The sequence below is a fragment of the Corallococcus macrosporus genome (assembly GCF_017302985.1).
GTDB classification, from domain to species: Bacteria; Myxococcota; Myxococcia; order Myxococcales; family Myxococcaceae; genus Corallococcus; species Corallococcus macrosporus_A.
In genome coordinates this window covers 127,103-140,637 of the sequence record NZ_JAFIMU010000010.1, presented here as the reverse complement: position 1 = coordinate 140,637, position 13,535 = coordinate 127,103, and the positions used below count along the sequence as shown (strand labels likewise).

At 71.7% G+C, this 13,535-nt stretch carries 8 protein-coding genes; 7 read left to right on the top strand and 1 reads right to left on the bottom strand.

What is annotated here, in order from left to right:
• The first annotated feature begins 254 nt into the window (after positions 1–254).
• From JYK02_RS31355 to JYK02_RS31340, 4 genes are read left to right on the top strand one after another with little or no spacing between them, the layout of a single operon-like run.
• Entirely contained in the window at positions 255–1,754 is a 1,500-nt protein-coding gene (locus JYK02_RS31355) for a glucan biosynthesis protein (RefSeq protein WP_431603515.1), read from the top strand.
• Complete coding sequence (locus JYK02_RS31350; RefSeq protein ID WP_207056523.1) at positions 1,742–2,257, top strand: hypothetical protein; 516 nt, start codon at positions 1,742–1,744, stop codon at positions 2,255–2,257. Before JYK02_RS31355 ends, JYK02_RS31350 begins: the two co-directional genes overlap by 13 nt.
• A gap of 47 nt (positions 2,258–2,304) precedes the next feature.
• On the top strand, positions 2,305–4,329 hold the full coding sequence (mdoH, locus tag JYK02_RS31345; RefSeq protein WP_207056521.1) for a glucans biosynthesis glucosyltransferase MdoH: 2,025 nt from the start codon (positions 2,305–2,307) through the stop codon (positions 4,327–4,329).
• A gap of 42 nt (positions 4,330–4,371) precedes the next feature.
• Positions 4,372–6,021, top strand: coding sequence for a M28 family metallopeptidase (locus JYK02_RS31340; RefSeq protein WP_207056519.1), 1,650 nt, complete (start codon positions 4,372–4,374; stop codon positions 6,019–6,021).
• Between the two features lie 6 nt (positions 6,022–6,027).
• Here the strand turns inward: JYK02_RS31340 and JYK02_RS31335 are convergent, their stop codons facing one another.
• A complete protein-coding gene (locus JYK02_RS31335; RefSeq protein WP_207056517.1) occupies positions 6,028–9,177 on the bottom strand; it encodes an ATP-binding protein in 3,150 nt (1,049 codons plus the stop codon).
• 376 nt (positions 9,178–9,553) lie between these two features.
• Here JYK02_RS31335 and JYK02_RS31330 point away from each other — a divergent pair, with 376 nt between their 5' ends.
• The 3 genes from JYK02_RS31330 to JYK02_RS31320 are packed head-to-tail and all read left to right on the top strand — an operon-like array spanning position 9,554 to position 13,496.
• On the top strand, positions 9,554–10,378 hold the full coding sequence (locus tag JYK02_RS31330) for a hypothetical protein (RefSeq protein ID WP_207056515.1): 825 nt from the start codon (positions 9,554–9,556) through the stop codon (positions 10,376–10,378).
• 4 nt (positions 10,379–10,382) lie between these two features.
• Positions 10,383–11,195 carry a TIGR02452 family protein gene (locus JYK02_RS31325; RefSeq protein ID WP_207056513.1) on the top strand — a complete coding sequence of 271 codons (813 nt, stop codon included), beginning with the start codon at positions 10,383–10,385 and terminating at the stop codon, positions 11,193–11,195.
• A gap of 42 nt (positions 11,196–11,237) precedes the next feature.
• Positions 11,238–13,496, top strand: coding sequence for an MSCRAMM family protein (locus JYK02_RS31320; RefSeq protein ID WP_207056511.1), 2,259 nt, complete (start codon positions 11,238–11,240; stop codon positions 13,494–13,496).
• Positions 13,497–13,535 lie beyond the last annotated feature (39 nt).

Genomic DNA, 13,535 nt, shown 5'->3' with positions numbered 1-13,535 from the left:
CTGTCCCCAACGTCCACAACCCCCCAATCCAGGCGCCGGTGGCTCCCTCTCCTGTCCCCCTCTCAACCCACCGGAATCATTTGGACTCAAATCAACCGGTGATGAGCAGGTCCTTGGATTGATTGGGAAATTCCCCGTCCCCTGCCGCTTGGCATGACCGTTGCTAGCCTATGCCGCGTCGCGCCGTACTGGCGCGGGCGGTGGCCCCTGGTGAGGAGCGGGACTTGAAGCGGTGGCAGCGACAGACGGTGGGGATGGCGTGGGGGTTGGGGCTGTGCGTCGCGGCCATGGCGTGTGCCCAGCAGCCGAAGGCAGGGGCGGCGAAGGTGTCCGGGTTCTCCGCGGCGACGGTGGAAGAGAAGGCCCGCGCGCTGGCCGCGAAGCCGTACCAGGAGCCGCCCGTCGGCGTGCCGCCGTCCTTCGAGAAGCTCACCTACGATCAGTACCGCGACATCCGCTTCCGCGACGCCGCGTCGCTGTGGCGTGAAGAGGGGCTGCCCTTCCGGGCGCAGTTCTTCCACCCCGGTTTCTTCTACACCCGTCCGGTGGGCGTGAACGTGGTGGAGGGCGGCAAGGCGCGCCCGGTGCCGTTCTCCACGGAGCAGTTCACCTACGGCCCGCTGGTGGGGACGCCGCCCAAGGGCCAGGTGAACGGCTTCGCGGGCCTCCGCCTCAACGCGCCGCTCAACACGAAGGACTACTACGACGAGCTGGTGGTCTTCCTGGGCGCCAGCTACTTCCGCGCGCTGGGCAAGGGCAACCTGTACGGCCTGTCCGCGCGCGGGCTCGCCATCGACACGGCGCAGCCGGGGGGCGAGGAGTTCCCCACGTTCCGCGAGTTCTGGCTGGAGACGCCGGCCAGGGGCTCCGACACGGTGGTGGTGCACGCGCTGATGGACAGCCCCAGCGTCACGGGCGCGTACCGCTTCGCCATCCGCCCGGGTGAGCGCACGGTGATGGACGTGACCTCCAAGGTGTTCGTGCGCAAGGCGGTGCGCCAGTTGGGGGTGGCGCCGCTCACCAGCATGTTCCTCTTCGGGGAGAACGACCGGGGCGACTTCGACGACTTCCGCCCGGAGGTGCACGACTCCGACGGCATCTCCGTGTGGATGAAGAACGGCGAGAAGCTCTGGCGCCCCCTGAAGAACCCCAAGCAGATCCAGGTGAGCAGCTTCCACACGGACGGGCTCGCGGGCTTCGGCCTGTTGCAGCGCGACCAGGCCTTCAGCAGCTACGAGGACCTGGAGGCGCGCTCCGAGCGCCGTCCGGGCGCCTGGGTGGAGCCGGTGGGTGACTGGGGCGCGGGCTCCGTGCGGCTCGTGGAGCTGCCGACCCGCGAAGAGGTCCACGACAACATCGTGGCCTTCTGGGTGCCGGATGCGCCGGTGCCCGCGGGTGCGCAGCTTCACTTCGCCTACCGGCTGTCCTGGGGCTTTGCCCCCGAGGGCGTGAAGGCCGGAGGTTCCACCGTCGCGGCGACGCGTGTCGCGGCGGGCACCAAGCCGGGGGCGCGCCGCTTCGTCCTCGATTTCAACAAGGCCAGCGTGGAGGGCACGGGCCCCGTGGAGGCGGTCGTCACCGCTTCGCGCGGCCAGGTGCTGCACCCGCGCGCGGAGGTCCACGCCGTCACCGGTGGCTTCCGCGCGGCCTTCGAGCTCATGCCCGACGGGGATGGCCCCGTCGAGCTGCGCTGCTTCCTGAAACGCGGTTCCGAGACCCTCACCGAGACCTGGAGCTACCTGTGGATTCCGTGACCACGCACCCGTTCATCTCCTTCGCCCCGGCGATGCCGCAGGCGCCCCGTGCGGACACCCAGGCCGCGCTGGTGAGCTTCTTCCAGGACTTCGGCTTCACCGCCCGTGGCGACCTGGAGAAGCTGGCGGGCTGGATCCTGGGCACGCGCGAGCTGTCCCTGTCGCCGGAGGCCGCGCTGGCGCTGGCGCGCTGGCGGGTGGAGGGGTGGCTGGCGGAGGTGCTGGGGCCCGCGCACGTGGGGCCGGCGCTGCTGGGTCGCGGCCGGGCCGCGTTCGTGCTGGTGGGCGGCGCGCGCTGGGGCGCGGACGTGCTGATGCGCGCTCCGTCCTCGCTGCCGGAGGCCTGGCGCCGCGCGGTGTGTGAAGCAGTGCCCATGTCCACGCCGGCGGAAGTGCCCTGCCAGATGCGCGAGCAGGTGCTCGTGCTCAATCCCTTCATGGACATGCTGCGCCGCTGGCTGCGTCCCGCCGCCAGCCAGGCGGACGTGTCGCCGTCGCGCTAGGCGCGGCACACCCCACACCTGAAGCCGCACGGGAGCCCGGAGTCCGCATGAACGCCCAACCCTACACTCCGGCCCTGGCGCGGCCCCGCCGCGTCATGGTGCTGGGACTGGCGGCCCTGTCCACCGGGTTCGCCTCGGTGGAGATGCACCGGCTGCTCGCGGCCCACGGCACCACGGTGCCGGAGCTGTTCGTGCTGGGGCTGTTCGCGCTGTGCTTCGCGTGGATCGCCCTGTCGTTCTGGAGCGGCGTCGCGGGCTTCCTCCAGCTCGTGTCGAACCAGCGCGTGCCCGGCCTGCGCTGGCCCACGGAAGAGGAGGCCGGAAAGCCCCTCACGCGCCGCACCGCCGTGGTGATGCCCGTCTACAACGAGGACCCGGCCGCGGTGTTCGCGCACGTGCAGGCCACGTACGAGTCCATCGCCGCGACGGGGCAGTTGGACGCGTTCGACTTCTACGTCTTGAGCGACTCCACGCGCGCGGAGTCGTGGGTGGCGGAGGAGCTGGCGTGGTCGGAGCTGGTCCGCCGGGTGGGCGGGCAGGGGCGCATCTTCTACCGCCGCCGCTCCGACAACACGGCCAAGAAGGCGGGCAACCTCGCGGAGTTCTGCGAGCGCTGGGGCCGCCGCTACGACTTCCTGCTGGTGCTGGACGCCGACAGCCTGATGGCGGGCGACAGCGTGGTGAAGATGGCCCGGCTGATGGAGCTCAACCCGGGCGCGGGCATCCTCCAGGTGCCGCCGCAGAACGTGGGGCGCTCCACGCTGTTCGCGCGGCTGCAGCAGTTCGCCGGGCGCGTCTATGGCCCCATCGTGGCGGCGGGCGCGGCGGCGTGGCAGTTGGGGGACTCCAACTACTGGGGCCACAACGCCATCCTGCGCATGGCGCCCTTCATCGAGCACTGCGGCCTGCCGGTGCTGCCGGGACAGCAGCCCTTTGGCGGCCACATCCTCAGCCACGACTTCGTGGAGGCCGCGCTGATGCGCCGCGCGGGCTACACGGTGTGGCTGGTGCCGGAGCTGGGCGGCAGCTACGAGCAGCCGCCGCCGGACCTGCTGGCGTACGCGCAGCGCGACCGCCGCTGGTGCCAGGGCAACCTCCAGCACATGGGCCTGGTGATGGCGGGCGGCCTGCACCCGATGAGCCGGATGCACTTCCTCATGGGCGTGATGTCCTACGTGGCGTCGCCCCTGTGGCTCATCTTCCTGGTGGCCGGCCTGTTCGCCGCGCTGCACGAGTGGTTCTTCGCGCCCGCGACGCTGATGGAGTTCCAGGCCACGCTGCCGGGCGGGGACGCGTTCGACACGGTGGGCGCGCTGCGGCTGATGGTGCTGTCGCTGGCGCTCCTGTGGATCCCCCGGCTGATGGGGACGGGCCTCATCCTCGCGAACCGCGAGGAGGCGGCGCGCATGGGCGGCCGCTTCAAGCTGGTGCTGAGCGTGCTGCTGGAGGGCGTGGTGTCCACGCTGATGGCGCCGGTGATGATGCTCTTCCAGTCGCACTTCGTGTTCGGGACGCTGTTTGGCTACAAGGTGAACTGGTCCAGCCAGCAGCGCGAGGACACGGACCTGCCGTGGTCGGAGGCGCTGCGCCGGCACAAGGGGCACATGGTCATCGGCGTCGTGCTCGCGGCGCTGACGCTCGCGGTGGCGCCCGGCATGCTGGCGTGGCTGTCGCCGGTCATCCTGGGGCTGTGGCTGGCCCCGGCCATCTCCGTCTTCACCTCCCGTGCGTCGCTGGGGCTGTGGCTGCAGAAGCAGGGCCTGCTCCTCATTCCGGAAGAGGCCGAGCCGCCCACCGTGCTGGTGCGCGCGCAGGAGCTGGCGGAGGAGGGGATGGAGCCGGTGGACGACGCGCTGGACCACGTGCTGACCGACCCTCGCGCGCACGCGCTGCACCTGGCGCTGCTGGAGTCCCACCCGGCGGCGAGCGTCCCCGCGGCGCTGGCGTCCGCGCGGCGCAAGCTGCTGGCGGGCGGCGTGGAGCCCCTGTCTCCGCAGGAGAAGTCCGCGGTGCTGCTGGACGCGCGCACGCTGTCGGAGCTGCGTGGCCGGCGGCTGGGCGTGCAGGCCTGATCGCGGTTGCATGCGCCGGCTCCGCCCTGGATGCTCCGGGGCATGAATCGGGTCTCGTCCGTCGCCGCGCTCGCGCTGTTCGTCTCCTCCGGGGCCCTGGCCGCGGAGCCTCCTGCCTCCAAGCCCGCCGCCGCCGCGGAGGATCGCTGGTGGAAGCACGTGGAGGTGCTGGCCAGTGACGCGATGGAGGGGCGCGACACGGGCAGCAAGGGCTATGCGACGGCCGCCGGCTACGTGTCCAAGGAGCTGGCCGCGCTGGGCGTGAAGCCGATGCTGAAGACGGGCTTCCTCCAGCCCATGGCGCTCCAGTCGCGCCGCCTCATCGAGTCCAAGTCCAGCGTCGCGCTGGTGAAGGACGGCCAGACGCTGCCGCTGGTGCAGGGCGAGGACGTGGTGCTGTCCGCGCGGCAGGGGGACAACGGCACCGTGGACGCGCCGCTGGTGTTCGTGGGCTACGGCCTGTCCATCCCGGAGCTGGGCCACGACGACTTCGCGGGCCTGGACCTCAAGGGCAAGGTGGTGGTGATGCTCCAGGGCGGGCCGGGGGACATCCCGGGCCCGGTGAAGTCGCACTTCTCCGCGTGGTCGGAGCGGCTGAAGGTGCTCAAGGCCGCGGGGGCCGTGGGGTACGTGTACCTCCAGAACCCGAAGCTGCTGGAGCTGCCGTGGGAGCGCATCGTGGGCTCCAGCAAGAACCCCACGGTGGTGTTCGCGGATCCGTCGCTCAATGACTCGCGCGGGCTGAAGGTCGCGGTGATGGTGAACGTGACGAAGTCGCGGAAGTGGCTGGAGGGCGCGCCACACACGTACGAGGAGCTGCTGGCGCTGGCCGACGCGGACAAGCCGTTGCCGAAGTTCGACATCCCGCTGCGCATGAAGGCGAAGGTGGCCTTCGACGTGAAGCCGCTGAAGTCCATGAACGTGGTGGGCGTCATGCCGGGCGCGGATCCGGTGCTCTCGAAGGAATACGTGGTGCTCAGCGCGCACCTGGACCACGTGGGCATTGGCGAGCCGGTGAAGGGCGACCGCATCTACAACGGCGCCATGGACAACGCGTCCGGTGTGGCGGCGGTGCTGGAGGTCGCGCGGCGGCTGCACGACCAGCCGGAGAAGCCGAAGCGGTCCGTGCTGTTCGCGCTGGTGACGGGGGAGGAGAAGGGGCTGCTCGGGTCGAAGTACTTCGCGTCACGGCCGCCGGTGCCCATCACCTCCATCGTGGCGGACTTCAACCTGGACATGTTCATGCCCCACTGGCCGTTCACCTCCGTGGTGGCGCACGGCAAGGACGAGTCCTCGCTCGCGGTGCCGCTGGCGGAGGTGGCGGCGAAGCAGGACGTGCAGGTGCTCCCGGATCCGGAGCCGGACCGCAACCTGTTCGTGCGCAGCGATCAGTACTCGTTCATCCGCGAGGGCGTGCCCGCGCTGTTCTTCAAGTTCGGCTACACGCCGGGCTCGGAGGAGCAGAAGGTGTTCAAGCAGTGGCTGACCGAGCGCTACCACGCGCCGTCGGATGACCTGGCGCAGCAGCCCGTGGATCACGAGGGCGCCGCGCGCTTCATCACCTTCCTGACCGCCCTGACGAACGCGGTGGCGGACGAGCCCCGGCGCCCGTACTGGAACGACGACAGCTTCTTCCGCCGCTTCGCGAAGCCGCTGCCGGAGCCCGTGGAGGCTCCCGCCGCGAAGCCGTGAGCGGCGTCACGCGTCCAGGTGCGAATCGCTGACGCCGGGGCGGGCCTCCAGGAAGCGGAGCGCGCCCCGGATGTCGGACGACGCCGTCTCTCGCGGGGCGTTGCGCGCGGCTTCGATGCGGCGGCGCGCGGCGGCCCTGGCCTCGTGGGCCTGCGCGCTCCCCGGGGGCGCGGCGTCGGCTTCCGCCAGGTCGAGCGCCGCGCGGAGCAGATCCACGAGCTGGAAGAGGGCAGGGTCCTCGCGCAGCTCGGGGGCGCCTTCCAGCGCGGCGAAGCCGTCCCGGGCGGCTCTGGGCTCTCCGCACGCGGCGTCCAGCGCGGCCCGGTACGCGATGAACCGCAGCGCCTGCCAGCGCGACACGCGGCCCAGGATGGAGACGGCCTCCGTCAGCGCCGCGCGGGCCTGCGCCCAGTCCTCCCGCACGAGCGAGGCCCGGCCCAGCTCCCCCAGCGCGGTGCCTTCCAGCAGCCGCTGGCCCAACAGCCGCGACAGGCGCACCGCGGCCTCCAGGTGCTCGCACGCCTCCGCGACGCCGCCCGCGTCCATCAGGTAGCAGCCCAGGTTGAGCCGCGCGAGCGCCTGGCCCGCGCGGTCCTCCACGCTCAGCGCCCGGCCCAGCGCCTCGCCCAGGAGCATCACCGCTTCGCCCAGGTCGCCCGCCTCGCCGATGGCGACCGCGCAGTTGGTGAGGAAGCCCACCTCGAACGTCACGTCGCCCACCTCGCGGAACAGCGCCAGCGACGCGCGCAGATGCGGGATGGCCGCCTCCGGTCCATGCCGCACCTGTTCGACGAGGCCCAGGTTTCCCACGGCGTAGGCCTCCAGCCACCGGTTGCTTCCGGACGGCAGCGCCTGCGCGTCGCGCATCAGCGTCCACGCGGCGGCACCGTCCCCGGCATGTCGGGCGACGATGGACAGGTCCACGAGCACGCGCTTCTCCGACGCCGTCTCGCCCAGCGTGTGGAAGACGCCGCGCACCTCTTCCAGGGCCCGGCGCGCGGCTTCGGCCTGGCCCGCGTCCAGGTACGCGCGGCCCAGCACCGCCAGCGCCTCCGCGCGCTTCAGCGGCGCCACCGGCACTTGCGACGAGGCCTCCAGCGCGCGCTCCAGCCGATCCACCAAGAGCCCCACCGGCCCGCGCGTGCGCGCATCCGGCTCCAGCGCCACCAGCGTCTCCAGCGCGCGGCCCAGGGACTCGGCGGTCGCGGGGCGAACGGCCATCGCGTTGTCGCACGCGGCCAGCAGGTTCTCGCGCTCCAGGGCCAGCCGCCGCAGCGCCGTCGCGCCTCCCGTCTTCTGCACGCGCTCGCGCAGCCGGCCCGCGACCTGGAGGTACGTGTCCGCGTGCCGGGCCTCGCACGCCGCCGCGTCTCCCATCTCCCGCAGCCGCAGCGCCGCGTACTCGCGGATGCTCTCGTACAGCCCCAGGCGCAGGAAGCCGCCGGGCGCCCCCACCTCGCGCGCGCACAAGAGCGACTGCGAGCGCAGCGAGTGCACCACCTCCAGCACGTCCGGCGAGCCGTCCGGCAGCACCAGCACGGCTTCGGCCGCCTCCAGCGTGAAGCCGCCGCGGAACACGGAACACTGCGCCAGCGCGGCGCGCTCGGCCGGCTCCAGCAGGTTCCAGGACCAGTCGATGGCACCCCGCAGCGTCGCCTGCCGCGCGGGCGCGTCCCTTCGTCCCACGCGCAGCAGGTCGAAGCGCTTCGACAGCCGCTCGCGCAGTTGCTCCACGCCCAGCACGCTCACTCGCGCCGCGGCCAACTCGATGGCCAGCGCGATGCCGTCCAACTGCCGCACGATGTCCGCGACGCGCGGCGCCTCCGCGTCGCTCAGGATGAAGTCGCCGCGCGTCTCCCGCGCACGCTGCACGAACAGGCGCACCGCGTCCGAGCGAAGGATGACGTCCCAGCGCGTCTCCTCGGGATCCGGCAGGCCCAGCGGGGCCAGGTCCAGCACGCGCTCTCCGGGCAGGCGCAGGGCCTCGCGCGTGGTGACGAGGAAGCGGGCTCGCGGCGCCAGCACCCGCCAGCGCCCCAGCGTCGCGGGCACGTGCCGCACCACCTGCTCCACGTTGTCCAGGATGACCAGCACGTCGCCGCACCCGGCGAGCGCGCGCCCCAGCCGCTCCGCCGGCGTGCTGCCGTCGCCGTCCGCCGTCAGCGGCACGCCCAGGGCCCGGCCCACCGCGTGGCAGAGGTCGCTCTCCGTCAGCGCCTCTTCCAGGTCGCACCGCCAGACGCCGCCCTCCCACGAGCCCGCGTCGGACTCCAGCGCGCCGAAGTGCGTGGCCAGCCGCGTCTTGCCCATGCCGCCCGGGCCCAGGATGCTGATCAGCCGCGCGCCCTCGGACATCCACTGCCGCAGGGTGTCCAGCTCCTCGGCGCGCCCCACCAGGTCCTGCCGCATCGAGGGCACGTTGCCGGGCCGCTCGCGCGGGGCGCGCAGGGGACCGAAGCGGCGGTGCGCGAGCGACGCGGGCAGCAGCTCCACCAGCGTCACGCTGTCGCTCACGCCGCGCAGGCGGAAGGACCCCAGCGCGCGAGAGACGGGCATGCCCAGGGAGGCCAGCTCCGGCTGGATGCGGGCCCACGCCGCGCCGCTCAGCAGCACCTGGCCGCCGTGGCCCGCGTCCGCGACACGCGCCGCGATGTTCACCGGAGGCCCCAGGTAGTCCAGCCTGTGGGTGGAGGGATCCAGGCGGCAGTCGGGCTCGCCCACGTGCACACCCATGCGCACGCGCAGCCCCCGGTGGGACAGCCCCTCCGGCGTGTGCTCCTCCGCCGCGTCCGGCTCCTCCAGCAGCGTCTCCGGCCAGCTCGCGTGCAGCAGCGCTTCCTGCGCGCGAAGGCACCAGTGCGCCGCCTCCACCGGGGACGCGAACGCGACCATGAAGGCATCACCCTGCGACTTCACCTCGTAGCCGTCCGTGCCCGGCAGCAGCGCGCGCAGCACGCCGTCATGCAGCTCCAGCGCGTCGCGCATGGCCTGGCCACAGCGCTCCCACAACCGCGTGGACCCCTGGATGTCCGTGAAGACGAGCGCCACCGAGCCGGTGGGCGGCAGGTGCCGGGCATGCGGCGGCGTGGCGCAATTGGAGGGCGCGTCGTCGGCCGGGGGCTCGACGATCGTGAGTCTTCGGAAGGCCTCTCCCATCTCCCGCTCTCCCCGATGCCAGGAACCCCCACCCGCTCCCACCCCTCTGCTGCCCGTGAGGGTGACGCCCGTGCCGCTGGCGCTTCACATGGAAAGCAGTACGGGGCGGAACGGCAACGCGCACCTGCCGGGCAGGTCCGTGCGCTGCCAGTGAGCACTTGTGATCGCGCCGCGCGCGCATCCATCGCTGGCCGACATCCGTATGGCCCCGCGGGGCCTGTCGTCACGGCGGGCCTCGCGCCTGCCCGCCTGCCTTGCGTGGCCGGGGTCTGGCGGGCCCCATTCCAAGGTGGACGGGGGGCCGTGTTAGGACTGCGACACGTCCCGTCCCCGCGGCAGGAGCGCGAGGGCGCGACGCTTCTTCCTGGAAGGACTCATGCGTTCGACTTCGGCACTGGCGTTGATGATGGCTTCCCTCGCGGTGGGCGCGCTGTCGGCTTGCGGCGACGACAAGACGGACAACACCCCCGACTCGGGCACGGACGCGGGCACGAACACCGACGGCGGCACCACCACGCCCAACGGCCAGTGCCCCGCCTCCGCCATCTTCTGCGAGAACTTCGACAAGGGGATGAACGGCTGGAAGCAGCCGGACGAGAACCACCACGCCACCATCACCATCGACAACTCGCGCACCCGCTCCGGCAGCGGCGCGGTGCACGTGAAGACGGACCCCGGCTACAACGAGGACACGGGCTCGGGGGACCAGCAGGCCATCGCGCACCTGCGCAAGGACATGCCGGCGTTCGGCACGAAGCTCTACACGCGCGCGTACGTGTACCTGAGCCGGGCCTCGCCGGAGGGCGTGATGGGGACGTACTTCATCCTCTTCTCCCCGAAGGACAACGACTTCGGCGGCATCGAGCTCCAAGGCATGCACAACGGCGCCTTCGCGCTGGATGACTGGAGCGGCATCAAGGGCACGGGCTGGAACCTCCAGGACAACACGGCGGTGACGGTGTCGCCCAACAAGTGGACGTGCATCGAGTGGGGCGTGGAGCGCGCCGACACCTCCGCCACCACGGGCCACGCGCTGGTGTGGGTGGATGGCCAGCAGGCCTTCGACTTCCCGAACGTCGGCATCCGGCCGTTCACCAACTTCGGCGTGGGCTACGGCTTCGTGCACCCCAAGGGCGACTCCGCGTCGGAGACGTGGATCGACGACCTCGCGGTGGCGACCCAGCGCATCGGCTGCGAGTGACGCCATGGCGCTGAACCGCGTCGCGGACGAGACCCTTCGCATCCTGGATGAGGGCCGCTACGTGCCGCTCTCCGGGAAGGAGGTGTCCCTTCGCGACGCGGTGGCGCACGCGGTCCAGGGCACCGTGCTGGTGCGCCCCGGGGACTTCGAACACCTGACACGGCCTTCTCCGGTGCAGGGCTTCACCATCGAGGTGACGCCGGAGAAGACGGGCGACGCCGCGCGCCGGCTGGTGGAGCAGGAGGGGGAGCGCCGCGTGCTGGCGCTCAACTTCGCGTCGGCGGTGAACCCGGGCGGCGGCTTCCTCACGGGCGCGAAGGCGCAGGAGGAGGACCTGGCGCGGTGCTCGGCGCTGTACCCGTGTCTGTTGAAGTGGCCGGAGTACTACGACGCGAACCGCAAGCTGCGCTCGCCGCTGTACACGGATCACTTCATCTACTCGCCGGACGTGCCGTTCTTCCGCAACGAGCACCATGACCTGCTGGAGCGGCCCTTCCTCGTGTCGCTGCTCACGGCACCCGCGCCCAACGCGAAGCAGCTGCCGGCAGGGGACCCGGAGGTCGCGCAGCAGGTGAGGGACGTGCTCTTCGCGCGAGCGCTCAAGGTGTTGCAGGTGGCGGCGCACCACGGGCACCGGACGATCATCCTGGGGGCCTGGGGCTGCGGCGCGTTCCGCAACAACCCGCGCGACGCGGCGGAGGCCTTCGCGCGAGGGCTGTCCACGATGGCGGGCGCGTTCAGCCGCGTGGTGTTCGCGGTGTACGAGCGCGATGGAAAGGGGCCCAACCTGAGCACCTTCCGCGAGCGCTTCGGCTGAGGGGCTGTCCCGTGTGCTCGCGCGCTTGCTAGCGTCGGGCACATGCGATGGAGCCAGCTGGGGCTCGTGGTGGGGATGCTCGCGTGCGCGGGCACGCCGAAGCAGCAACCCGTGACGGCGTCCGAGCCGGCGCCCGCGACAGCAATGCTCACGGTGCTGGCGAAGGACGCGGAGGGCCATCCTCTTCCTGGCATCCCGTTCCGCATCCGGCAGGCGATGGTGAATCCCCCCGAGGTGTTCTGGGGCACGACCGACGCACGGGGACAGGCCGTGTTGACGGTGCCCTCCGGCTGGTACGTCTTCACCGCCGAGGCCACGGGCCATCAGACCTTCGTGGATCCGGACATGCGGCTCGGGCGCGAGCATCCGGCGGCGGTGATGATGACGCTGCGGCCCTCCGCCCCGGTGCCAGGGCGCGTGGTGGACGGAGCGGGCCAGCCCGTCCGCGCCGTGTCGCTCTCATGGATCCCCGCGGATACGACGGCGCCCCGTCTGGACCTCGTGGGGAACCCGGACGGAACCTTCCGGTTCGAAGGCATGGGGCCAGGCCCTGGCGTGTTGCTGGCGCGGCGCAAGGGCTACAGCGACGAACGCCGGGTGTTCGACGCCCGGCCCGTGGAGCTGACGCTCGTGATGCGCGAGCAGGGCTCGCTGCGGGTGATGGCCTTCGGCCCGGGGGGAAGGCTTGCGCACCCGCCGGAGGTGAAGATCAAGGCGCTGGATCCCGTGTCGAAGGAGGGGGCCTGGATCGACGAGAAGGTGAAGGACGCCCGGGTGTACCGGGGCCTGGAGTCAGGGCGCTACCGGGTGACGGTCACGTGTCCGGTGGGGATTGGCGCGGATTGGAGCGCGTCCTTGGACGTCGAGGTCGTGGCGGGAGGGACCCGCGAGCTGACGCTCCGCTTCGACAACGCGCCGGAGCGCGCACCGCTTCAGGGCCGGGTCGTTGGCGCGGACGGGCCCGTGGCGGGCGTGCAGTTGAGGGCCTCTTCGGGTGACCCGAAGAAGGACGCCTTCGTGAGCGAGTCCTCCAGCACGACCGACCTGGAGGGACGCTTCGCGGTGCATCACCTGCTGGCGGGACCCGTGCGCGTGGTGGTTCACAAGGGGAACACGAAGGTCGAGCTCGGCCCGGACGCGGGAGACGTCTCCGTGGAGGTCCGTTCCCATCCCAGCGTGCAGGGACGCGTGCTGGGGCCGGATGGGAAGCCCCTGACTGACTTTCAAGTGAACTCGACGCTCCACCATGAGCGGGAAGGGCGCTACCAGTACACGCTGGAAGGTCCCTGGCCCGAGGGGCTGACCTTCTCGGCGGAGGGATTCGCGAGCACGCGCAGGCGGGTGGAGCCCGTGGGGGAACGGACCGTGCTGTCCGACGTGATGCTGAAGGCCGGGCGCGACGTGCGAGTCCGGCTGCTGCGGAAGGATGGGCAGCCGGCCCTGTCGAAGGGCTGGGTGGCCCTGCGCCCGCCGCCAGGGAACGAGTCGACGTTCGCCTGGGAGCAGGCGTTCCTGAGGGTGGAGGCGGACGGACGGTTCTTGCTGGAGAACGTGCCGCGTGAGCCGCTCATCCTCAAGGCGGAGACGGAAGAAGACGGAACCGCCTCGCTGCCGTTGAGTCCGGAGGTGGCGGAGGTGACGGTGCCGCTCGTCCCGGCTGCCCACCTCGTGGGGACGGTGGCGGATGAAGCGGGGCGTCCGTTGCCGGGCACGCGCCTGATGACCGGGTGCGAGGTCTACCCCGACCAGATGGCTGTCACCGACGCGGAGGGACGGTACAGCCTGGATGTCGTCTCGGGGCGCGAGTGCTTCTTGAGCGTCTACGACACGGGCGGTCCCTCCGGATGGCCCTCGCCGCCGCTGCGTGTCTTCTGGCCCCAGCGCTTCAGCAGTGGCCGTCCGGGAGAGACGGTCCGGGTGGACCTGCGGCCACGCACAGGGCCCGCGTCCGTGCAGGTCCTGTTCCCCGGTGCGGGCGAGTGGGACCGGGTCCTGCTCGTTCCCGGAGACGTCCCGATGCCGTCGACGGTGGACGCCGTCCACACGCTGATGGTGTCCGCCGCCGAGCCGGATTCCGAGCCCGCCGAGCAGCGTCCAGAGCGCCAGGTGGAGAACTGGTCCTACCGTTCCTGGTGGGAGCCTCGATTCAGTCACCTGCCGCTGGGGCGTTACACGGTGTTCGTGCTCACGAGCGATGCGAACCTGGTCGTGCTCCGCTACCCCGTGAACCTCACGGAGCCCGGCGTGCACCGGTTCGAGACACCGCGCCCTGAAGAGGGCGGCACGCGCTTCGCTCGCTGACGCTGGCCGTTGTCACGCCATGCCCTGCTAACCTGCGGG

Excerpts from the sequence above, each read along its gene's own strand:
- mdoH (WP_207056521.1), top strand. The coding sequence starts at position 2,305 with ATGAACGCCCAACCCTACACTCCGGCCCTGGCGCGGCCCCGCCGCGTC.
- JYK02_RS31330 (WP_207056515.1), top strand. The coding sequence starts at position 9,554 with ATGCGTTCGACTTCGGCACTGGCGTTGATGATGGCTTCCCTCGCGGTG.
- JYK02_RS31335 (WP_207056517.1), bottom strand. The coding sequence starts at position 9,177 with ATGGGAGAGGCCTTCCGAAGACTCACGATCGTCGAGCCCCCGGCCGAC.
- JYK02_RS31325 (WP_207056513.1), top strand. The coding sequence starts at position 10,383 with ATGGCGCTGAACCGCGTCGCGGACGAGACCCTTCGCATCCTGGATGAG.
- JYK02_RS31340 (WP_207056519.1), top strand. The coding sequence starts at position 4,372 with ATGAATCGGGTCTCGTCCGTCGCCGCGCTCGCGCTGTTCGTCTCCTCC.
- JYK02_RS31355 (WP_431603515.1), top strand. The coding sequence starts at position 255 with ATGGCGTGGGGGTTGGGGCTGTGCGTCGCGGCCATGGCGTGTGCCCAG.
- JYK02_RS31320 (WP_207056511.1), top strand. The coding sequence starts at position 11,238 with ATGCGATGGAGCCAGCTGGGGCTCGTGGTGGGGATGCTCGCGTGCGCG.